This window comes from Enterobacter sp. BIDMC 30 (assembly GCF_000534355.1).
Lineage (GTDB): Bacteria > Pseudomonadota > Gammaproteobacteria > Enterobacterales > Enterobacteriaceae > Enterobacter > Enterobacter ludwigii.
This window is the reverse complement of record NZ_KI973169.1, coordinates 724,783-745,862: the sequence shown is the minus strand read 5'-3', so window position 1 is coordinate 745,862 and position 21,080 is coordinate 724,783. Positions and strand designations below refer to the sequence as shown.

Sequence of the window (21,080 nt, the reverse complement as noted above, 5' to 3'; positions counted from 1 at the left end):
GTTTTAGGCCTCTGAAAAGGTGACAATCGTGCTTCGAAGGTATATTTTGTTTTTTACCGGAGAATCGCAGGAGATAGCGGCACAATGGCTGATAAGTTCCATATCTTAGTTTTAAACGGACCGAACCTGAACATGCTCGGCACCCGCGAGCCAGAGAAGTACGGCTCGCTAACATTGAGTGAAATTGTTAACCGTCTGAGCACGGAAGCAACGTCGCTGAATGTGGATTTGGATCATTTTCAGTCGAACGCGGAGTACGCAATCATCGACCGTATTCATCAGGCTAAAGACACTGTGGACTATATCCTGATCAATCCGGCCGCGTTTACGCACACCAGTGTTGCTATTCGCGACGCACTGCTCGCAGTGAGTATCCCGTTTATCGAGATCCACCTGAGCAATGTGCACGCCCGAGAGCCGTTCCGCCACCATTCCTATCTATCAGATATCGCCGCTGGCGTTATTTGCGGACTGGGCGCTGACGGCTATTCATACGCTTTACAGACAGCGGTAAAACGCTTGTCACAATCACACTAAACAAGAGTACGGAACCCACTCATGGATATTCGTAAGATTAAAAAACTGATCGAGCTGGTTGAAGAATCAGGCATCTCCGAACTGGAAATTTCTGAAGGCGAAGAGTCTGTACGCATCAGCCGTGCAGCCCCAGCCGCTAGCTTCCCGGTAATGCAGCAGGCTTATGCTGCGCCAGTGCAACAGCCTGCGCTTTCCGCAGCCGTTGCACCAGCAGCTGAAGCCGCACCTGCCGCTGCAGCAGAAATCAGTGGTCACATCGTACGTTCCCCAATGGTTGGTACTTTCTACCGCACCCCGAGCCCGGATGCGAAAGCGTTCATCGAAGTGGGTCAGAAAGTCAACGCAGGCGATACCCTGTGCATCGTTGAAGCGATGAAAATGATGAACCAGATCGAAGCAGACAAATCAGGCACTGTGAAAGCGATTCTGGTCGAAAGTGGTCAGCCGGTTGAATTTGACGAGCCGCTGGTCGTCATCGAGTAACGAGGCGAACATGCTGGATAAAATTGTTATCGCCAACCGCGGCGAGATTGCACTGCGTATTCTTCGTGCCTGTAAAGAACTGGGCATCAAGACCGTCGCTGTGCACTCAAGCGCGGATCGCGATTTAAAACACGTATTGCTGGCGGATGAGACGGTCTGTATTGGCCCGGCTCCGTCCGTAAAAAGCTATCTGAACATCCCGGCTATCATCAGCGCCGCTGAAATCACCGGCGCGGTGGCAATTCATCCGGGTTATGGCTTCCTCTCTGAGAACGCCAACTTTGCTGAGCAGGTTGAGCGCTCTGGCTTTATCTTCATCGGCCCGAAAGCTGACACTATCCGCCTGATGGGCGACAAAGTGTCCGCAATCACCGCGATGAAAAAAGCCGGTGTTCCAACCGTACCGGGCTCTGACGGTCCTCTGACCGACGACATGGATGCTAACCGTGCTCATGCGAAACGCATTGGCTATCCGGTTATCATCAAGGCGTCCGGCGGCGGCGGCGGTCGCGGTATGCGCGTTGTGCGTAGCGATGCTGAACTGGCTCAGTCCATCTCCATGACCAAAGCGGAAGCGAAAGCAGCTTTCAGCAATGACATGGTGTACATGGAAAAATACCTTGAAAACCCACGCCACATCGAAATTCAGGTGCTGGCTGACGGTCAGGGTAACGCTATCTATCTGGCAGAACGTGACTGCTCCATGCAGCGTCGTCACCAGAAAGTGGTTGAAGAAGCGCCAGCACCGGGCATTACGCCGGAACTGCGTCGCTACATCGGCGAGCGTTGTGCTAAAGCCTGTGTCGATATCGGCTATCGCGGTGCGGGTACTTTCGAGTTCCTGTTCGAAAACGGCGAGTTCTACTTCATTGAGATGAACACCCGTATTCAGGTAGAACACCCGGTTACCGAAATGATTACCGGCGTTGACCTGATCAAAGAACAGCTGCGTATCGCTGCGGGTCAGCCTCTGTCCATCAAACAGGAAGAAGTTGTGGTCAAAGGCCATGCGGTGGAATGCCGTATCAACGCCGAAGACCCGAATACCTTCCTGCCAAGCCCGGGTAAAATCACGCGTTTCCACGCGCCGGGTGGCTTTGGTGTGCGTTGGGAGTCTCATATCTACGCGGGTTACACCGTACCCCCGTACTATGACTCCATGATCGGTAAGCTTATCTGCTACGGCGAAAACCGTGACGTGGCAATTGCCCGCATGAAGAACGCCCTGCAGGAGCTGATCATCGACGGTATCAAAACCAACGTTGAACTGCAGATGCGTATCATGAGCGACGAGCACTTCCAGAATGGTGGGACTAACATCCACTATCTGGAGAAAAAACTCGGTCTGCAAGAGAAGTAATCGCGCAGTCACGCCAAAAAGGCCGGATAATCCGGCCTTTTTTTATTTCTGGGGATCGGAAAGCCCCATCATGTACAATCCCCGCTTTATTCATCCACAAGGGACAAAAAATGGACAAGCGTTTTGTTCAGGCCCATAAAGAAGCGCGATGGGCGCTGTGGCTGACCCTTCTCTATCTTGCCGCATGGTTGGTGACCGCTTACTTACCTGACTCGGCTATTGGCATTACCGGCCTGCCTCACTGGTTCGAAATGGCCTGCCTGCTGGTGCCGCTGGTCTTTATCCTGCTGTGCTGGGCAATGGTGAAATTTATCTACCGGGATATCCCGCTGGAGGATGATGATGCAGCTTGAAGTCATTCTGCCGCTGGTCGCGTATCTGGTGGTCGTGTTTGGTTTGTCCGTTTATGCAATGCGTAAGAGAACCACCGGCACTTTCCTGAATGAGTATTTCCTCGGCAGTCGCTCGATGGGCGGTGTCGTGCTGGCCATGACGCTTACCGCCACCTATATCAGCGCCAGCTCGTTTATCGGTGGCCCCGGTGCAGCCTATAAATACGGGTTAGGCTGGGTGCTGCTGGCAATGATTCAGCTGCCTGCCGTCTGGCTCTCACTGGGTATACTGGGTAAAAAGTTTGCCATTCTGGCACGCCGTTATAACGCCGTGACGCTCAACGATATGCTGTTTGCGCGCTACCAGAGCCGTCTGCTGGTGTGGCTGGCAAGCTTAAGCCTGCTGGTCGCGTTTATTGGTGCAATGACGGTGCAGTTCATCGGCGGGGCACGTCTGCTGGAAACCGCTGCAGGGATCCCCTATGAGACGGGCCTTATCATCTTTGGGGTGAGCATTGCGCTGTATACCGCGTTTGGCGGATTTCGCGCCAGCGTGCTGAACGATACGCTGCAGGGGATGGTGATGCTCGTTGGCACAATCGTTCTGCTGGTGGGAATTGTTCACGCCGCAGGTGGTCTGAGCCATGCCGTTGAAACTCTGGAAGCGATTGACCCGAAACTGATTTCCCCACAAGGTGCGGATGATATCCTTTCGCCAACATTTATGACGTCGTTCTGGGTGCTGGTGTGCTTTGGTGTTATTGGCCTGCCGCATACCGCCGTGCGTTGTATCTCATATAAAGACAGCAAAGCCGTTCACCGGGGTATTATTATCGGGACGGTCGTTGTTGCAATCCTGATGTTCGGCATGCATCTGGCGGGTGCGTTAGGACGTGCGGTTATCCCCGACCTTACGGTTCCCGATTTGGTGATCCCGACCCTGATGGTCAAAGTGCTTCCGCCTTTTGCCGCGGGGATATTCCTCGCCGCGCCAATGGCCGCCATAATGTCGACCATTAACGCCCAGCTACTGCAGAGTTCCGCTACGATCATTAAAGATCTCTATCTGAACCTGCGTCCTGAGCAGGTTCAAAATGAACGACGCCTGAAGCGTATGTCGGCGGTGATTACGCTCGTTTTAGGCGCGCTGCTGCTGTTAGCCGCATGGCGTCCGCCGGAGATGATCATCTGGCTGAACCTGCTGGCGTTTGGCGGCCTTGAAGCCGTCTTCCTGTGGCCGCTGGTATTGGGCCTCTACTGGGAGCGCGCCAACGCTGCCGGTGCCCTGAGCGGCATGATTGTCGGCGGTGTGCTGTATGCCGTGCTAGCTACATTTAAAATTCAGTACCTGGGCTTCCATCCTATTGTGCCTTCGTTACTGTTAAGTTTACTGGCGTTTGTGGTCGGGAACCGTTTCGGTCAGCCTGTCCCACAGCCCGCTACGATTTCTACTGATAAATAAAGAGTTTTGCCATGCCGTGGATCCAACTAAAACTGAATACAACCGGCGCTAACGCCGAAGAGCTAAGCGATGCGCTGATGGAAGCCGGTTCGGTCTCCATCACCTTCCAGGACACGCATGACACGCCGGTGTTTGAGCCACTGCCGGGCGAAACCCGCCTGTGGGGTGATACCGACGTTATTGGCCTGTTTGATGCAGAAACTGACATGAAAGAGGTTGTCGCGATCCTGGAAAATCATCCGCTGCTGGGTGCGGGTTTTGCACACAAAATCGAACAGCTGGAAGACAAAGACTGGGAACGTGAGTGGATGGATAACTTCCACCCGATGCAGTTCGGTAAACGTCTGTGGATCTGCCCGAGCTGGCGTGACGTTCCGGATGAAAACGCGGTAAACGTGATGCTGGATCCGGGCCTTGCATTTGGGACCGGTACTCACCCGACGACTTCTCTGTGCCTGCAGTGGCTGGACAGTCTGGATCTGGACGGCAAGACGGTGATCGACTTCGGATGCGGATCCGGGATCCTCGCTATCGCGGCGCTGAAACTGGGCGCGGCCAAAGCCATTGGGATCGATATCGATCCACAGGCTATTCAGGCCAGCCGTGATAACGCTGAACGCAACGGCGTTTCTGACCGCCTTGAACTGTATCTGCCGGATGCGCAGCCAGAAGCCATGAAAGCCGATGTGGTGGTGGCGAACATTCTGGCCGGCCCGTTACGCGAACTGGCCCCGTTAATCAGCGTACTGCCCGTTGACGGCGGTCTGCTGGGGCTTTCCGGGATCCTGGCAAGCCAGGCTGACAGCGTTTGCGAAGCCTACGCCGATCTTTTCGCCCTCGACCCGGTGGTCGAAAAAGAAGAGTGGTGTCGTATTACGGGCCGTAAAAAGTAAGCCATTGGCGTGGTCATCTGACCACGCCTCTCTTCCTCCGATAATCCTCTCTTCCCGTGCCCTTCTCCGGTAAAATACCCACACAAATCATATTGATAAAAATGGTTTGAACCACAATAATTCACCGGAAGAATACTATGACCCACTTTACTGGCAAGGCAGCGCTCTTTGCGCTGAGCATTATCTCGGCTTCAGCCTGCGCATCACACTGGAGCTACGAAGGCGAAGGCGCACCGGAACACTGGGGCGAACTGGACGAGGCTTACAAAACCTGTCAACGCGGGATGAATCAGTCCCCCATCAACATTGAATCCACTGCTAACGCGCACCTCTCCCCGCTGCAAACACATTACATTGATGGCCCTGTGACGCTGACGAACAACGGCCACACCATTCAGGCAAGTGAAAAGCCGGAAACCCGCGATACCCTTACTCTCGATAAGCAAACCTGGACCCTGCAACAGTTCCATTTCCACGCGCCGAGCGAAAACACCGTGCATGGCAAGAAATTTGCGATGGAAATGCATCTGGTGCACAAAAACGCGGCCGGTGAGCTGGCGGTGGTGGCGGTCATGTTCGATAAAGGGGCCGCGAACCCGGAGCTGGATAAGCCGTGGAGCGTCATGCCTGAGCAGGCCGAACAGAACGTCTCGATTAAGCAGGAGCTCAATCTGAACAAGCTGATTCCAAAAGATAAAACATACTGGCGCTTTAGCGGCTCGCTGACCACGCCGCCGTGCTCAGAGGGGGTAACCTGGATTGTACTGAAGCACCCGCTGACCGTCTCTGCAGAGCAGCTTGAGAAATTCTCCCACACGATGCACCACGAAAATAACCGCCCGGTACAACCCCTACATGGTCGCGTAGTCGTCGAATAATGCGCATTTTTCGCATGCAGATCATGTTCTAAAATGCGACTCAGATCGCAAACAAGCGGGATAATCTGCTGCTAAAAACAGCAGATTATCCCGCTCAAGTGATGCATTTATTCAGAAATGATGAGAAGTTACGGGAAATTGTAAGCGGCTATAAAATAATCATTCCATCATAACTTTATGATTTAACAGGTTTATAATTTTCACCTGAAGGACAGAGCGGCGATTCCTTGATCTACAACAGTGGATTGTTCAAAGTTTGGCCTTTCATCTCGTGCAAAAAATGCGTAATATACGCCGCCTTGCAGTCACAGTATGGTCATTTCTTAACTCATGCGCATCGGACACTACCAGCTCAGAAATCGCCTGATCGCAGCCCCAATGGCAGGTATTACCGACCGGCCGTTCAGGACGCTGTGCTATGAGATGGGGGCAGGTTTAACCGTTTCCGAGATGATGTCGTCTAACCCACAAGTGTGGGAAAGCGATAAGTCCCGCCTTCGGATGGTGCACGTTGATGAACCAGGTATTCGCACCGTGCAAATTGCCGGAAGCGTGCCTGAAGAGATGGCAGATGCCGCGCGGATTAACGTGGAAAGTGGCGCCCAGATTATTGATATCAATATGGGTTGCCCGGCCAAGAAAGTGAATCGCAAGCTTGCAGGTTCAGCCCTTCTGCAATACCCCGACCAGGTGAAGTCTATCCTGACCGCGGTTGTCAGCGCAGTGGACGTTCCTGTTACGTTGAAGATTCGCACGGGTTGGTCGCCGGAACACCGTAACTGTGTAGAGATTGCCCAACTGGCCGAAGACTGTGGCATTCAGGCCCTGACCATCCATGGACGCACTCGCGCCTGTTTGTTCAATGGTGAAGCTGAATACGACAGCATTCGGGCAGTTAAGCAGAAAGTTTCCATTCCGGTTATCGCGAATGGTGACATTACTGACCCGCTTAAAGCCAGAGCTGTGCTCGACTATACGGGAGCTGATGCTCTGATGATAGGACGTGCCGCTCAGGGAAGACCCTGGATCTTTCGGGAAATCCAGCATTATCTGGACACTGGGGAGTTGCTTGCCCCACTGCCACTGGCAGAGGTAAAGCGCTTGCTTTGTTCGCATGTTCGGGAATTGCATGACTTTTATGGTCAGGCAAAAGGGTACCGAATTGCGCGTAAACACGTATCCTGGTATCTCCAGGAGCACGCTCCAAATGACCAGTTTCGGCGCACATTCAACGCCATAGAGGATGCCAGCGTACAGCTGGAGGCGTTGGAGGCATACTTCGAAAATCTTGCGTAATGAAATAAAGAGCTGACAGAACTATGTTCGAACAACGCGTAAATTCTGACGTACTGACCGTTTCTACCGTTAACTCTCAGGATCAGGTAACTCAAAAGCCCCTGCGTGACTCGGTTAAACAGGCACTGAAGAACTATTTTGCTCAACTGAACGGTCAGGATGTTAATGACCTGTATGAGCTGGTACTGGCTGAAGTTGAACAGCCACTGTTGGACATGGTGATGCAATACACCCGCGGTAACCAAACCCGCGCTGCCCTGATGATGGGTATCAACCGTGGTACACTGCGTAAGAAACTGAAAAAATACGGCATGAACTAATTTCGGTTAGCGAAATGCTTGTTTAAAAAGGCGCTACCTGGCATGGGGATGCGCCTTTTTTATTGCCCGCGCCTGTCACCGTCAAGGCTGTGTAAACCTTCGTTTATCCCCCTTTTAAACCGCGACTTTTCGTGTATATTTCCACCACCTCACTGAACCTCTTTACCCGGAATGACACGCATGATTCGTAAATACTGGTGGCTGGTTGTATTTGCTGTCTCAGTTTTCCTCTTCGACGCGCTCCTGATGCAGTGGATTGAACTGATGAGCACTGAAGCCGATAAGTGTCGCAATATGAATTCCGTAAATCCGCTAAAATTAGTGAACTGCTCAGAACTCGACTAACCGCCTGACGTCGCTAAACTCACTGTTAAGACCCACTAAAAACGGGGATTTAAATCCCTTTGAGCCGTTACCTTACGATGATAATGTCTCGCCCTTCTCAACCGCGCCTGCGTAACCTCACACTCGAGTAGAACCGATCATGCTGGTTAGCCAATACAACCATATCCTCGTCGTCCTCTCCTTTGTTGTTGCTATCCTTGCTGCCTATACCGCGCTGAATATGGCTGCACGTGTTGCCGGGAGTCAGGGCGTGGCTGCGCGCGTCTGGCTGGCCGGCGGCGGTATTGCCATGGGGATTGGCGTGTGGGCCATGCATTTTATCGGCATGCTGGCGATGGACCTCTCCATGAGCATGCGCTACAACGCGACCCTGACGGTGCTATCCATGGTTATCGCCGTGGGCTCGTCACTGTTTGCGCTGTGGCTTGTTAGCTGTGAGCAGTTACGTTTGCGCCGTCTGCTGCCCGGTGCGTTAGTGATGGGCTGCGGCATTGTGGCGATGCATTACACCGGCATGGCGGCGCTGGAAGTCTCTCCCGGTATTATCTGGGACAAAACATGGGTGGCCATTTCGGTTGTCATTGCTCTTGCGGCTTCGCTCGCCGCATTATGGCTGACGTTCCGCTTGCGGCATGAAGCGTCTCAGGTGTCGCTGATGCGTCTTGCCGCCGCCGTTACGATGGGGATCGCCATTGCCGGTATGCACTATGCCGGGATGAAAGCCGCTCAGTTCCCCATGTCGACCATGACACATCATGAAGGTATTAACGGCAGCTGGCTGGCAGTACTGGTCAGCGTCGTCGCACTCGCCATACTGGGGATCACGCTGCTGGTCTCGATGCTGGATGCCCGCCTTCAGGCACGAACCTCTCTTCTGGCCTCATCACTTGCAGAAGCGAACCGCGAACTCGCTCAACTGGCTTTGCAGGATACGCTGACGCGTCTGCCGAACCGTGTTTTGCTGGAGGACCGACTCGATCAGGCCATCAGCAAAGCTGACCGTGAAGGCACCCATTTTGCACTGATGTTCATGGATCTCGACGGGTTTAAAACCATCAACGATGCGTACGGCCATGATGTCGGTGACAGACTGCTTGTCGCCGTGACGCAGCGCCTGCTCACGCCCCTGAAGGGTCAGTTCACCCTTGCCCGTATCGGTGGTGATGAGTTTGTTCTGCTGGCAGAAGGAGAAGGTCCGGATGATGCGGCCTCGCTGGCCAACTCGCTGGTTCGCGCTATCGATAGCCCATTCAATCTGGATCCCTATGAACTGGTGGTAACCCTTAGCATTGGTATCGCGCTCTATCCCCACGACGGTAAAACCGAGCGCGAGCTGATGTTTAACGCCGATGCGGCGATGTACCACACGAAGCACATGGGCCGAAACGGTTATCACTTTTTCCAGCCCTCCATGAACACCCTGGCGCAGACCCATCTCCAGTTGATGAACGATCTGTGGCTGGCTATCGATCGTAATGAACTGCGCCTGCTTTATCAGCCAAAATTCCACGCACCGGCGGGTCCTGTCCTTGGGTTCGAGGCGCTATTGCGCTGGCAACATCCGAAACAGGGATTGCTGACGCCAGACCTGTTCCTGCCGCTGGCGGAAAAAACGGGGCTGATCATCCCGATTGGCAACTGGGTACTTAATGAGGCCTGCCGTCAGTTGCGGGAGTGGCACCTTCAGGGTCATCAAAACTGGTCGATGGCGGTGAACCTGTCGACACTGCAGTTTGAACAACCTTCACTGGTTAAAACGGTGCTCGACTGCCTGACGCGTCACAGCGTACCGCCGGAGATGCTGATCCTTGAAGTGACGGAAACCACGGCGATGAGCAACCCGGATGAGAGTGTGCGCGTGCTGACAGAGCTGACGGACGCGGGCGTGAAAGCGTCCATTGATGATTTTGGTACCGGCTATTCCAGCCTGCTTTATCTCAAGCGCCTGCCGGCCTGTGAATTGAAAATCGACAGAGCGTTCGTGAAAGAGTTAAGCGGTGAATGCGAAGACGCCACCATTGTCTCAGCGATTGTGGCCCTGGCAAAAACGCTAAATCTGAAAGTCGTGGCGGAAGGGGTGGAAACCGAAGCACAGCAAACCTTTTTGACGGCGCTGGGCTGCAACACGCTTCAGGGCTATCTGTTGGGAAAACCGGTCAGTGCACAGACCATAGAAACGCTCTGCGCGCAAGGGGAAATGTTACCTGGCGCTGAGCTAAAATCATCCTCATGAGGCGACACCCGCACGACAGGGAGTGTCGCCAGAATACTATCGACCAGCGCAGGAGCCTGCTGGTAAAGATTAAAACTGCTGTTATTCATTAACCAGTTTTTAATGATCCCGCTGAAAAAACCGTGGAAAACAATCAGGGTCAGATCAACATTTACCTGTGACGAAATGAGGTTCCGCGAAATACAGTCCTGCAACGTGGCACGTAAAGACTCATAATTAAAACCAATACGTTTTCTGATTTCACACTCTGAAATCATATCGCTATTAAATTCACACTTATGATACAAAATTTGCAAAAGAGCGCATTGCCGAGGCTCATGTGCAATATATTGCAACGCAGCAATAAATTGCTCACGAAGCATTAACAAGGGATCGCTGCCTGCAGAAAGAGAAAGTCTGTCACGAATGATGTCACGAAACGGTAATTGCTGTTCCCAGATGGCATTAAATATTTCTGTTTTACTGGTAAAATGCCAATAGATGGCACCCCGTGTAACATTTGCTGCATCCGCGATATCCGTCAGCGTCGTGTTCGCCACGCCCCGCGTCGCAAACTGCCCGATAGCCGCTTCAATCAGCTGCTGACGGGTCTGTTGAGCCTCTTCTTTCTTTTTACGCGCCATAGACGACTACTCGTTACTCACAAGGTTTATATTTACACAGATCAGGTACACGAAAGTATTCACTACTTTGCGTTTTAATTTTGCACAAAAAAAGTCAAATCGCTTAATTAATAATTTAGACAAATGCATAGATATAATTAAATTCATGAGATGAATAATTGAGCCACGTTAAATGCCATTTATCTGATTAACCAGCCAGAACTATATCCCCGCTAACACCAGGTTTGATTCTGATTTTTGCCTTAAGGCCTGTTCATTCGCACTTATAAATTAAAAAACATTAATTACCCTCATTATTATACGCCCTACATTTTATTTTTATCCCTCTGCCCTGCTACCGATTCACGGCAAATATCGGTTCATGGGTATTTAAAGGAACAGTAATGACGAATTATTTCAGACGTTTGCCCTTATCCGGTTTTATTGTCTGCGCGGTACTGCTCACTGGATGCGATGGTCAGGAAAACCAACCACCACATCCGCAGGCGCCTCAGGTCAGCGTGCATATAGTGAAAAGCGCCCCTCTGGCTATCACCACCGAACTCCCGGGCAGAACAGATGCCTTTCGCGTTGCGGAGGTTCGTCCTCAGGTGAGCGGCATCATATTGCGTCGTAACTTCACAGAGGGAAGTGATGTAAAAGCCGGCGAGTCACTTTATCAGATCGATCCTGCCACCTATCAGGCCGCGTATGACAACGCGAAAGGTGAACTCGCGAAGGCCCAGGCGGCGGCTAACATTGCGCACCTGACGGTAAAACGTTATCTCACGCTGGTTGGCACGCAGTATGTCAGCAAGCAGGAATACGACCAGGCCGTGGCGACAGCGCAGCAAGCAGATGCCAGCGTCGTTGCCGCACAGGCAGGCGTTGAAAGCGCGCGCATTAATCTTGCCTATACCAAAGTGACGTCTCCCGTCGAGGGTCGCATCGGTAAATCCAGCGTCACCGAAGGCGCGCTGGTGACCAACGGGCAAGCCGCAGCCCTGGCAACGGTTCAGCAGCTTGATCCGATGTATGTCGACGTCACCCAGTCCAGCAGTGATTTTATGCGTCTGAAGCAGACGAGCCTGCAAAAAGGAGAGGCCACCAGCACCGTTGAGCTGGTGATGGAGAATGGTCAGCCCTACCCGTTGAAAGGTACGCTGCAGTTCTCGGATGTCACGGTCGACGAAAGTACCGGCTCTATCACCTTGCGCGCGATTTTCCCAAACCCACAGCACCTGCTGTTGCCTGGCATGTTTGTCCGGGCCCGCATTGATGAAGGCACACAGCCTGATGCGATTCTGGTCCCACAACAAGGCGTGACCCGCACGCCGCGCGGTGATGCATCCGTTCTGGTGGTTAACGATAAAAACCAGGTTGAGTCACGTACCATCGTTGCCCCTCAGGCGATTGGCGATCGCTGGCTGGTGACGGAAGGGCTGAAAAATGGCGACCGCGTCATTGTCAGCGGCTTACAAAAAGTCAGACCGGGCGCTACCGTCGTCGCGACGCCTGATACCACCACGACTCCAGCCGGTTAAGGGACGACGACATGGCTAATTTCTTTATCCAACGGCCGGTTTTCGCCTGGGTGCTTGCCATCATTTTGATGATTGCAGGCGGGCTGGCTATTCTCAAACTGCCCATCGCGCAGTATCCGACCATTGCCCCTCCCGCCGTGGCTATCACCGCAACGTATCCGGGTGCTGATGCGCAAACGGTGCAGGATACCGTAACGCAGGTTATCGAACAGAACATGAACGGTATCGATAACCTGATGTATATGTCATCCACCAGCGATTCCGCAGGTAATGTCACCATCACGCTGACCTTCCAGTCTGGAACAGACCCGGACATTGCGCAGGTACAGGTGCAGAACAAACTGCAGCTCGCCATGCCTCTGCTCCCCCAAGAGGTCCAGCAGCAAGGGATCGGTGTTGAGAAGTCCAGCAGCAGCTTCCTGCTGGTCGCAGGCTTTGTTTCCGATAACAAAGACCTCACGCAGGATGACATCTCTGACTATGTCGCATCTAACGTGAAAGATGCCATTAGCCGCACCACGGGAGTTGGTGATGTGCAGCTGTTTGGTGCCCAGTATGCGATGCGCATCTGGCTCGACAGCAACGCGATGAACAAATACCAGCTGACGCCACTGGATGTGATTAATCAGCTGAAAACGCAGAACGACCAGATAGCGGCCGGCCAGTTAGGCGGAACGCCGTCAGTACCGGGGCAGCAGTTGAACGCCTCGATCATTGCACAAACGCGTCTGAAATCTCCGGAAGAGTTTGGCCGCGTGACGCTCAAGGTGAACCAGGACGGCTCCATGGTTCATCTGAAAGATGTGGCCCGCATTGAGCTGGGGGGCGAAAACTACAATATGGTCACCAAAATCAACGGGCAAGCGGCAACCGGCCTGGGGATTAAGCTGGCTACCGGTGCAAACGCACTGGACACGGCCGCCGCCATCAAGAGCAAACTGGCCCAGCTCCAGCAGTTCTTCCCGCAAGGGCTGAAAGTAGTCTACCCCTATGACACCACGCCTTTTGTGAAGATCTCTATCCACGAAGTGGTGAAAACGCTGTTCGAAGCGATCATTCTCGTCTTCCTGGTGATGTATCTTTTCCTGCAAAACCTTCGGGCGACGCTTATCCCGACAATTGCGGTGCCGGTCGTGCTGTTGGGTACGTTTGCGATCCTGGCGGCGTTCGGTTTCTCCATAAACACCCTGACCATGTTCGGTATGGTGCTGGCGATTGGCCTGCTGGTTGATGACGCCATCGTGGTGGTTGAGAACGTCGAACGCGTCATGGTTGAGGACAAGCTGCCGCCAAAAGAGGCGACGCAGAAGTCGATGGGGCAGATACAGGGCGCACTGGTGGGTATCGCCATGGTGCTCTCGGCGGTCTTTATCCCCATGGCCTTTTTTGGCGGTTCAACGGGAGCCATCTATCGTCAGTTCTCGCTGACCATTGTCTCGGCTATGGCGCTGTCAGTGCTGGTCGCTCTGATTCTGACACCGGCACTGTGCGCCACCTTGCTTAAGCCCGTTTCCAGCGATCACCACGAAAAGAAAGGTGGCTTCTTCGGCTGGTTTAATGCGCTCTTTGACCGGAGCGTGGAGCATTACAGCAATAGTGTAAGCGGCATTTTGCGTAAGACCGGGCGCTATCTGGTGGTATACGTCATCATCGTCGGTGGTATGGCCGTACTGTTCCTGCGCTTACCCACCTCCTTCCTGCCCGAAGAGGATCAGGGGGTATTTATGACTATGGTCCAGCTCCCCGCCGGAGCCACCCAGATGCGTACCCAGCAGGTACTTGACCAGGTTCAAAATTATTATCTCAACAACGAGAAGGCTAACGTCGAATCGGTGTTTACCGTGAACGGCTTTAGCTTTAGTGGTCAGGGTCAGAACTCCGGTATTGCGTTCGTTAGCCTGAAGCCCTGGGAAGCGCGTCCCGGAGCAGAAAATAGCGTTGAGGCGATCGTAAGGCGTGCGACAAAGGCCTTTAGTCAGATTAAAGATGGCCTCGTGTTCCCGTTTAACCTGCCTGCGATTATCGAGCTGGGTACCGCAACGGGCTTTGACTTTGAGTTGATTGATCAAGCTAACCTGGGGCATACCCAACTGACCCAGGCGCGTAATCAACTGCTCGGCATGGTGAAAGCGCACCCCGATCTGCTGGTTCGCGTTCGTCCTAACGGTCTGGAAGATACCCCACAGTTCAAACTGGATGTCGATCAGGAGAAGGCACAGGCGCTGGGCGTCAGCCTCTCTGACGTCAACCAGACGATCTCGACGGCATTGGGGGGAACCTATGTGAACGACTTTATCGATCATGGACGCGTGAAAAAAGTGTACGTCCAGGCCGACGCTCACTTCCGTATGTTGCCAGGGGACATCAACAACCTCTACGTGCGCAGCGCGAACGGAGAAATGGTGCCGTTCTCCTCCTTTAGCAGCTCGCACTGGGTGTATGGCTCGCCTCGCCTGGAGCGCTACAACGGGATGCCTTCTATGGAGATCCTCGGTGAGTCCGCGCCGGGTAAAAGTACTGGTGAGGCGATGGCCTTGATGGAGAACCTCGCCGCAAAACTGCCTTCCGGTATCGGCCATGACTGGACGGGAATGTCTTATCAGGAACGACTGTCTGGTAACCAGGCACCTGCCCTGTACGCCATTTCACTGATTGTGGTGTTCCTGTGCCTGGCTGCGCTTTATGAAAGCTGGTCTATTCCCTTCTCGGTCATGCTGGTTGTGCCGCTGGGTGTCACGGGCGCGCTTCTCGCCGCATCGATTCGCGGGTTAAATAATGATGTCTATTTCCAGGTCGGCCTGCTGACAACGATTGGTCTGTCGGCGAAAAACGCCATTCTGATCGTCGAGTTTGCTAAGGATCTAATGGATAAAGAAGGTAAAGGGATCATTGAAGCCACACTGGAAGCATCCAGAATGCGCCTTCGACCGATCCTGATGACGTCGCTGGCCTTTATCCTTGGCGTGATGCCACTGGTCATCAGCAGAGGAGCCGGGAGCGGCGCGCAAAATGCTGTCGGGACAGGTGTTATGGGAGGGATGCTTTCCGCAACGCTTCTGGCTATTTTCTTCGTGCCCGTCTTCTTTGTGGTTGTCCGGCGCCGGTTTACGAAACATAAAGAGTAATGTTTCTCAAAAAAGGCACCTCAGGTGCCTTTTTTATTTTTAGCATAAACAATGAATTAGATATGTCATACTCACAGCATTAATAGTTAACCATTTGCATTAAGTAAAAACGCCGCGTTACGTCTTCATATTTTCTCCATTAATTCATCCTGACAGCGACTTTTCTCCACGATTTTTACAAACAACATAATTTGAGATTATTCCCCGTGCAACGTTGCCTTATCCCGGTGGTAAAATAGTCTCCAGTTCGTTAATAGCCCTCCTGGCTGTATAGCGAATGAGAAATAATACTGAGGTAACATCATGAAAAGATTCATTTCCGTTGCACTACTCGCTGCGCTGCTTGCTGGATGCGCGCACGACTCTCCATGTGTACCGGTATACGACGATCAAGGCCGACTGGTTCATACCAATACCTGTATGAAAGGCACCACTCAGGACAACTGGGAAACAGCAGGTGCTATCGCCGGTGGTGCTGCCGCGGTGGCAGGTTTGACGCTGGGTATCGTTGCTCTGACGAAGTAACATCAGAACGTATCATTTGTGTAGAAAGCGCGGCTCTGTCCGCGCTTTTGCTTTTAAAGAGTGCAGCGTTTTCAGATAAGTAAAAAAATAGCCCTGTCTTTACCCACCTTGTTTATTTCATCCTGCGGACAGTCACATATTTTTAATGCACAGCGTTAAATTACATATTCTATCGTGATGATTTTCACATATTAATTATATTTAATACCCTGCCAATATTCACCCCAGAAACTATCTCTTCTTTTTAAGGTATAGCCGCTGAAAGTTTTGCTCCGATTTGTGGCACAGGTTGTAATTTCGCACCGTTTCGGGGCGCTCTCTTTATTTAACCCTGTCTACACTCAGCATTATGCGTTCATTGGTCACCTATTTTGTTGAGCGCAAAACCTGGCATTACGTTTGCTTTATAAACGTTGGCCAAAGCCACAGACAGGTAAAGCGTTTAAAACGCCTCTATAACGATAAATTTCGCCACACAGGATGCATTATGAAAAAGACGATGATAGCCAGCCTGGCCGCCGCGGGCATGTTGTTTGCTGTAGCCGGTCAGGCCCATGCGGGTACGACACTGGATGCCGTTAAAAAGAAAGGGTTTGTTCAATGTGGGATCAGTGACGGTTTACCTGGCTTCTCTTATGCCGATGCAAACGGCAAATTTACCGGTATTGATGTTGATGTCTGCCGCGGTGTCGCCGCCGCCGTTTTCGGTGACGACAGTAAAGTAAAATATACCCCGCTGACGGCGAAAGAACGTTTTACTGCATTACAGTCTGGCGAAGTTGACATGCTTTCCCGTAATACCACCTGGACCTCCTCACGTGATGCAGGCATGGGAATGGCATTTACTGGCGTGACCTATTATGACGGTATCGGTTTCCTGACCCACAATAAAGCGGGCCTGAAAAGCGCCAAAGAGCTGGATGGCGCGACCGTTTGTATCCAGGCCGGTACCGATACCGAGCTGAACGTCGCGGATTATTTCAAAGCAAATAACATGAAATATACCCCTGTGACATTCGATCGCTCCGATGAATCGGCCAAAGCGCTGGAATCCGGTCGTTGCGACACGCTGGCTTCTGACCAGTCACAGCTGTACGCCTTGCGTATTAAGCTGAGCAACCCGGCGGAGTGGATTGTCCTGCCTGAAGTGATCTCCAAGGAGCCTCTTGGACCGGTTGTGCGTCGTGGCGATGAAGACTGGTTCTCCATTGTTCGCTGGACGCTGTTTGCCATGCTGAATGCTGAAGAGATGGGCATCAACTCGAAAAACGTCGACGAGAAAGCCGCTAAACCGTCCACGCCGGATATGGCTCATCTGCTGGGAACAGAGGGCGATTTCGGGAAGGATCTGAAGCTGGATAACAAGTGGGCTTACAACATCATCAAACAGGTGGGTAACTACGCTGAGATCTTTGAGCGCAACGTGGGATCGGAAAGCCCTCTGAAGATCAAACGCGGCCAGAACAATCTCTGGAACAACGGCGGTATTCAGTACGCGCCACCAGTACGTTAAGTCATTGCTGTAACGGGCACTGTTAAGGCAGTGCCCGCCCCAGAGTCATGGTTACCGAGGTTTCTTTATGTCCCATCGCCGCTCAGCCGTAAAAGGATCGCTATCCTTTTCTCATCCCGCGGTCCGCGCCTGGCTATTCCAGGTTATTGCGATTATTGCGGTTGTTCTTATCGCCGTGTATCTCATCCATAACACTATAACCAACCTGAATAATCGCGGTATTACCTCCGGCTTTGCTTTTCTGGATCGCAGCGCGGGGTTTGGCATTGTTCAACACCTTATTGATTATCAGGAAGGCGACACGTATGGACGCGTGTTCGTGGTCGGTTTACTGAATACGCTGCTGGTCTCTGCACTTTGTATTGTCTTTGCCTCCATACTGGGCTTCTTTATTGGTCTGGCACGTCTGTCCGAAAACTGGCTGCTGCGCAAACTGTCTACTTTTTATATTGAGACGTTCCGTAATATCCCGCCGCTGCTGCAGATCTTTTTCTGGTATTTTGCCGTGCTGCGCAACCTGCCGGGGCCACGTCAGGCTATTGATGCTCTTGATCTGTTTTTCCTGAGTAATCGCGGGTTGTATATTCCTTCTCCGCAGCCGGGTGAAGGGTTGTATGCCTTCATTGCCGCCCTTGTAATAGCGCTTGCTCTCTCAGCCGCCATGTTCCGCTATAACCGCAAGCATCAGTTCAAAACCGGGCAGCTTCGTAAAACCTGGCCAACCGCCGCAATCCTTATCATTGGCCTGCCACTTCTGACACACTGGCTGTTTGGGGCCGCCCTTCACTGGGATATTCCGCAGCTGCGTGGCTTTAACTTCCAGGGCGGAATGGTTTTAATTCCTGAGCTGGCAGCCCTGACGCTGGCGCTTTCGATTTATACCTCTGCATTTATCGCCGAGATTATTCGTGCGGGGATCCAGGCCGTTCCTTACGGACAACACGAGGCGGCACGCTCGCTGGGATTACCCCATACGGTGACGCTTCGTCAGGTCATTATTCCGCAAGCGTTACGGGTCATCATTCCGCCGCTGACCAGTCAATACCTCAATATTGTCAAAAACTCATCGCTGGCGGCCGCCATTGGTTACCCCGATATGGTGTCGCTGTTTGCCGGAACCGTGCTTAACCAGACCGGACAAGCCATTGAAACTATCGCCATCACAATGTCTGTCTATCTGATCATCAGCCTGGTGATTTCGTTGCTGATGAACCTCTATAACCGTCGTATAGCACTGGTCGAGCGCTAAGGATCTATGATGACAAAAGCGATACTGTCGCACTCCTCGCGCCCTGCCGGTTCGACAGGCGGACGTTTAATTCTCTGGGCGCGTAAGAATCTGTTCTCCAGCTGGAGTAACAGCCTGCTGACAATTGTATGTTTGTGGCTTATGTGGGAATTAATTCCACCGCTGCTGAACTGGGCTTTTTTACAGGCTAACTGGTCGGGATCCACTCGCGCAGACTGCACAAAAGCAGGGGCCTGCTGGGTGTTTATTCATGAGCGTTTTGGCCAGTTCATGTATGGATTGTATCCGCATGAACAGCGCTGGCGGATTAATCTGGCACTGGCCATCGGGCTGCTCTCCATCGCCGTAATGTTCTGGAAAAAACTGCCTCATCGGGGCCGTTATATTGCCTGTTGGGCAGTGGTGTATCCCATTATTGTTTGGGGGCTGTTGTATGGCGGCTTCCTGGGGCTGGAACGTGTTGAAACACGTCAGTGGGGTGGGTTAACGCTGACGCTGATTATCGCGTCCGTTGGGATAGCCGGCGCACTGCCATGGGGTATTTTGCTCGCGCTTGGGCGGCGCTCAAAAATGCCTGTCGTACGTGTGCTTTCGGTTATTTTCATTGAATTCTGGCGTGGCGTACCGCTTATCACCGTTCTGTTTATGTCTTCGGTCATGTTGCCGCTGTTTATGGCAGAAGGGACAACGATAGACAAACTGATCCGTGCCCTGGTCGGGGTCATCCTTTTCCAGTCCGCTTACGTTGCGGAAGTGGTGCGTGGGGGCCTGCAGGCTCTGCCTAAAGGTCAGTACGAAGCGGCGGAATCACTGGCGCTTGGCTACTGGAAAACGCAGGGACTGGTGATATTGCCACAAGCACTCAAGCTGGTTATCCCGGGCCTGGTCAATACCATCATTGCCCTCTTCAAAGATACCAGCCTGGTGATCATCATCGGGCTGTTCGATCTCTTTAGCAGCGTGCAACAGGCGACCGTTGACCCTGCCTGGCTGGGTATGTCCACCGAGGGATATGTCTTTGCTGCTCTGATCTACTGGATCTTTTGTTTTAGCATGTCGCGCTATAGCCAGCATCTGGAAAAGCGCTTTAACACCGGACGTACACCGCACTGAGGAAATTATGAGCCAGATTACTATGACACCTGCCGACGCGATGATTACGCTGGAAAACGTGAATAAATGGTACGGGCAGTTTCATGTTTTGAAAGACATTAACCTCAAGGTTAAGCAGGGAGAACGGATCGTTCTTTGTGGCCCTTCCGGGTCCGGAAAATCCACGACCATTCGCTGTATTAACCACCTTGAAGAACATCAGCAAGGGCGCATTGTTGTTGATGGCATCGAGCTGAATGAAGATATTCGTAACATCGAACGGGTGCGCCAGGAAGTGGGAATGGTGTTCCAGCACTTTAACCTGTTTCCCCATCTAACCGTTCTGCAGAACTGTACGCTTGCGCCAATTTGGGTACGAAAGATGCCTAAAAAGGAGGCTGAAGCACTGGCGATGCACTACCTGGAACGGGTACGAATCGCAGAGCACGCCAATAAATTTCCCGGCCAGATATCAGGCGGTCAGCAGCAGCGCGTGGCTATCGCCCGTTCGCTCTGTATGAAACCGAAAATTATGCTGTTTGATGAACCGACATCCGCCCTGGATCCGGAAATGGTGAAAGAGGTACTGGATACCATGATTGGACTGGCGCAGTCCGGGATGACCATGCTGTGTGTGACGCACGAAATGGGGTTTGCCAGAACCGTGGCCGATCGGGTGATCTTTATGGATCGTGGGGAAATCGTTGAGCAGGCACCGCCGGATGAGTTCTTCGCACATCCTAAATCTGAACGTACGCGGGCTTTCCTGTCACAAGTGATCCATTAAGCGTGTCTTAGCCCGGTGGCGCTTCGCTTACCGGGTCTGACTTTTTCCGGGAAACATAACGCAAAAAGGCCATCCTTTCGGATGGCCTCTTCACTTGTTTGATGTCTGGCAGTTCCCTACTCTCACATGGGGAGACCCCACACTACCATCGGCGCTACGGCGTTTCACTTCTGAGTTCGGCATGGGGTCAGGTGGGACCACCGCGCTAAAGCCGCCAGACAAATTCTTTTACTTCTTGCCGAACTTTAACCTAAGTATAAAGTGGTGCTGATACCCAGAGTCGAACTGGGGACCTCACCCTTACCAAGGGTGCGCTCTACCAACTGAGCCATATCAGCACGCTAAATTTGATGCCTGGCAGTTCCCTACTCTCACATGGGGAGACCCCACACTACCATCGGCGCTACGGCGTTTCACTTCTGAGTTCGGCATGGGGTCAGGTGGGACCACCGCGCTAAAGCCGCCAGACAAATTCTTTTACTTCTTGCCGAACTTTAACCTAAG

Annotated in this window: 19 protein-coding genes, 1 tRNA gene and 2 rRNA genes; 18 read left to right on the top strand and 4 right to left on the bottom strand. The window is 52.6% G+C overall.

Features of this window, described 5'->3' with window-relative positions:
- Positions 1-84 precede the first annotated feature (84 nt).
- The 11 genes from aroQ (at position 85) to L466_RS18680 (ending at position 10,139) form a co-directional block, all read left to right on the top strand.
- Positions 85-537 (top strand): type II 3-dehydroquinate dehydratase, encoded by a 453-nt coding sequence (gene aroQ / locus L466_RS18630; RefSeq protein ID WP_014171865.1) that lies wholly within the window; start codon positions 85-87, stop codon positions 535-537.
- A gap of 21 nt (positions 538-558) precedes the next feature.
- The gene (gene accB / locus L466_RS18635) at positions 559-1,020 is read left to right on the top strand and encodes an acetyl-CoA carboxylase biotin carboxyl carrier protein (protein WP_014171866.1); all 462 of its coding nucleotides are present in this window, start codon (positions 559-561) and stop codon (positions 1,018-1,020) included.
- 10 nt (positions 1,021-1,030) lie between these two features.
- Positions 1,031-2,380 carry an acetyl-CoA carboxylase biotin carboxylase subunit gene (gene accC / locus L466_RS18640; protein WP_020883502.1) on the top strand — a complete coding sequence of 450 codons (1,350 nt, stop codon included), beginning with the start codon at positions 1,031-1,033 and terminating at the stop codon, positions 2,378-2,380.
- Positions 2,381-2,490: 110 nt separating this feature from the next.
- Positions 2,491-2,733, top strand: coding sequence for a YhdT family protein (locus L466_RS18645; protein ID WP_006178860.1), 243 nt, complete (start codon positions 2,491-2,493; stop codon positions 2,731-2,733).
- A complete protein-coding gene (gene panF / locus L466_RS18650) occupies positions 2,723-4,174 on the top strand; it encodes a sodium/pantothenate symporter (RefSeq protein WP_020883501.1) in 1,452 nt (483 codons plus the stop codon). Before L466_RS18645 ends, panF begins: the two co-directional genes overlap by 11 nt.
- Before the next feature lie 11 nt (positions 4,175-4,185).
- A complete protein-coding gene (gene prmA, locus L466_RS18655; RefSeq protein ID WP_014171869.1) occupies positions 4,186-5,067 on the top strand; it encodes a 50S ribosomal protein L11 methyltransferase in 882 nt (293 codons plus the stop codon).
- 137 nt (positions 5,068-5,204) lie between these two features.
- Positions 5,205-5,945: a carbonic anhydrase gene (locus tag L466_RS18660; protein ID WP_032680180.1), complete on the top strand. Its 741-nt coding sequence runs from the start codon at positions 5,205-5,207 to the stop codon at positions 5,943-5,945.
- 330 nt (positions 5,946-6,275) lie between these two features.
- Positions 6,276-7,241 (top strand): tRNA dihydrouridine synthase DusB, encoded by a 966-nt coding sequence (gene dusB / locus L466_RS18665; RefSeq protein WP_014171871.1) that lies wholly within the window; start codon positions 6,276-6,278, stop codon positions 7,239-7,241.
- A 23-nt stretch (positions 7,242-7,264) separates the two neighbouring features.
- Positions 7,265-7,561, top strand: coding sequence for a DNA-binding transcriptional regulator Fis (gene fis / locus L466_RS18670; protein ID WP_000462905.1), 297 nt, complete (start codon positions 7,265-7,267; stop codon positions 7,559-7,561).
- A gap of 180 nt (positions 7,562-7,741) precedes the next feature.
- Entirely contained in the window at positions 7,742-7,906 is a 165-nt protein-coding gene (locus L466_RS18675; RefSeq protein ID WP_020883498.1) for a DUF2556 family protein, read from the top strand.
- A gap of 139 nt (positions 7,907-8,045) precedes the next feature.
- Positions 8,046-10,139 (top strand): putative bifunctional diguanylate cyclase/phosphodiesterase, encoded by a 2,094-nt coding sequence (locus L466_RS18680; protein ID WP_032680178.1) that lies wholly within the window; start codon positions 8,046-8,048, stop codon positions 10,137-10,139.
- Here the strand turns inward: L466_RS18680 and envR are convergent.
- Positions 10,043-10,762 carry an acrEF/envCD operon transcriptional regulator gene (gene envR, locus L466_RS18685; protein WP_032680177.1) on the bottom strand — a complete coding sequence of 240 codons (720 nt, stop codon included), beginning with the start codon at positions 10,760-10,762 and terminating at the stop codon, positions 10,043-10,045. The genes L466_RS18680 and envR overlap by 97 nt on opposite strands.
- Before the next feature lie 383 nt (positions 10,763-11,145).
- On the opposite strand from envR, the gene L466_RS18690 reads away from it, so the two are divergent.
- The 7 genes from L466_RS18690 to L466_RS18720 all read left to right on the top strand — a co-directional run bounded on the left by L466_RS18690 (position 11,146) and on the right by L466_RS18720 (position 20,576).
- Entirely contained in the window at positions 11,146-12,285 is a 1,140-nt protein-coding gene (locus tag L466_RS18690) for an efflux RND transporter periplasmic adaptor subunit (RefSeq protein ID WP_032680176.1), read from the top strand.
- An 11-nt stretch (positions 12,286-12,296) separates the two neighbouring features.
- Positions 12,297-15,410 (top strand): efflux RND transporter permease subunit, encoded by a 3,114-nt coding sequence (locus tag L466_RS18695; RefSeq protein ID WP_032680175.1) that lies wholly within the window; start codon positions 12,297-12,299, stop codon positions 15,408-15,410.
- 303 nt (positions 15,411-15,713) lie between these two features.
- Entirely contained in the window at positions 15,714-15,935 is a 222-nt protein-coding gene (locus L466_RS18700) for a lipoprotein (protein ID WP_008502867.1), read from the top strand.
- A gap of 487 nt (positions 15,936-16,422) precedes the next feature.
- The gene (locus L466_RS18705; protein ID WP_014171877.1) at positions 16,423-17,448 is read left to right on the top strand and encodes an amino acid ABC transporter substrate-binding protein; all 1,026 of its coding nucleotides are present in this window, start codon (positions 16,423-16,425) and stop codon (positions 17,446-17,448) included.
- Between the two features lie 67 nt (positions 17,449-17,515).
- Complete coding sequence (locus L466_RS18710; protein ID WP_014171878.1) at positions 17,516-18,697, top strand: amino acid ABC transporter permease; 1,182 nt, start codon at positions 17,516-17,518, stop codon at positions 18,695-18,697.
- A gap of 9 nt (positions 18,698-18,706) precedes the next feature.
- A complete protein-coding gene (locus tag L466_RS18715; RefSeq protein WP_032679078.1) occupies positions 18,707-19,810 on the top strand; it encodes an amino acid ABC transporter permease in 1,104 nt (367 codons plus the stop codon).
- 7 nt (positions 19,811-19,817) lie between these two features.
- Entirely contained in the window at positions 19,818-20,576 is a 759-nt protein-coding gene (locus L466_RS18720; protein WP_014171880.1) for an amino acid ABC transporter ATP-binding protein, read from the top strand.
- Between the two features lie 103 nt (positions 20,577-20,679).
- Here L466_RS18720 and rrf (L466_RS18725) read toward each other — a convergent pair.
- The 3 genes from rrf (L466_RS18725) to rrf (L466_RS18735) all read right to left on the bottom strand — a co-directional run bounded on the left by rrf (L466_RS18725) (position 20,680) and on the right by rrf (L466_RS18735) (position 21,044).
- Positions 20,680-20,795 (bottom strand): 5S ribosomal RNA (gene rrf / locus L466_RS18725).
- A gap of 43 nt (positions 20,796-20,838) precedes the next feature.
- Positions 20,839-20,914, bottom strand: a tRNA-Thr gene (locus L466_RS18730).
- A gap of 14 nt (positions 20,915-20,928) precedes the next feature.
- Positions 20,929-21,044: ribosomal RNA gene (rrf, locus tag L466_RS18735) — 5S ribosomal RNA — on the bottom strand.
- Positions 21,045-21,080 lie beyond the last annotated feature (36 nt).

Excerpts from the sequence above, each read along its gene's own strand:
- aroQ (WP_014171865.1), top strand. The coding sequence starts at position 85 with ATGGCTGATAAGTTCCATATCTTAGTTTTAAACGGACCGAACCTGAAC.
- accB (WP_014171866.1), top strand. The coding sequence starts at position 559 with ATGGATATTCGTAAGATTAAAAAACTGATCGAGCTGGTTGAAGAATCA.
- accC (WP_020883502.1), top strand. The coding sequence starts at position 1,031 with ATGCTGGATAAAATTGTTATCGCCAACCGCGGCGAGATTGCACTGCGT.
- L466_RS18645 (WP_006178860.1), top strand. The coding sequence starts at position 2,491 with ATGGACAAGCGTTTTGTTCAGGCCCATAAAGAAGCGCGATGGGCGCTG.
- panF (WP_020883501.1), top strand. The coding sequence starts at position 2,723 with ATGCAGCTTGAAGTCATTCTGCCGCTGGTCGCGTATCTGGTGGTCGTG.
- prmA (WP_014171869.1), top strand. The coding sequence starts at position 4,186 with ATGCCGTGGATCCAACTAAAACTGAATACAACCGGCGCTAACGCCGAA.
- L466_RS18660 (WP_032680180.1), top strand. The coding sequence starts at position 5,205 with ATGACCCACTTTACTGGCAAGGCAGCGCTCTTTGCGCTGAGCATTATC.
- dusB (WP_014171871.1), top strand. The coding sequence starts at position 6,276 with ATGCGCATCGGACACTACCAGCTCAGAAATCGCCTGATCGCAGCCCCA.
- fis (WP_000462905.1), top strand. The coding sequence starts at position 7,265 with ATGTTCGAACAACGCGTAAATTCTGACGTACTGACCGTTTCTACCGTT.
- L466_RS18675 (WP_020883498.1), top strand. The coding sequence starts at position 7,742 with ATGATTCGTAAATACTGGTGGCTGGTTGTATTTGCTGTCTCAGTTTTC.
- L466_RS18680 (WP_032680178.1), top strand. The coding sequence starts at position 8,046 with ATGCTGGTTAGCCAATACAACCATATCCTCGTCGTCCTCTCCTTTGTT.
- envR (WP_032680177.1), bottom strand. The coding sequence starts at position 10,762 with ATGGCGCGTAAAAAGAAAGAAGAGGCTCAACAGACCCGTCAGCAGCTG.
- L466_RS18690 (WP_032680176.1), top strand. The coding sequence starts at position 11,146 with ATGACGAATTATTTCAGACGTTTGCCCTTATCCGGTTTTATTGTCTGC.
- L466_RS18695 (WP_032680175.1), top strand. The coding sequence starts at position 12,297 with ATGGCTAATTTCTTTATCCAACGGCCGGTTTTCGCCTGGGTGCTTGCC.
- L466_RS18700 (WP_008502867.1), top strand. The coding sequence starts at position 15,714 with ATGAAAAGATTCATTTCCGTTGCACTACTCGCTGCGCTGCTTGCTGGA.
- L466_RS18705 (WP_014171877.1), top strand. The coding sequence starts at position 16,423 with ATGAAAAAGACGATGATAGCCAGCCTGGCCGCCGCGGGCATGTTGTTT.
- L466_RS18710 (WP_014171878.1), top strand. The coding sequence starts at position 17,516 with ATGTCCCATCGCCGCTCAGCCGTAAAAGGATCGCTATCCTTTTCTCAT.
- L466_RS18715 (WP_032679078.1), top strand. The coding sequence starts at position 18,707 with ATGACAAAAGCGATACTGTCGCACTCCTCGCGCCCTGCCGGTTCGACA.
- L466_RS18720 (WP_014171880.1), top strand. The coding sequence starts at position 19,818 with ATGAGCCAGATTACTATGACACCTGCCGACGCGATGATTACGCTGGAA.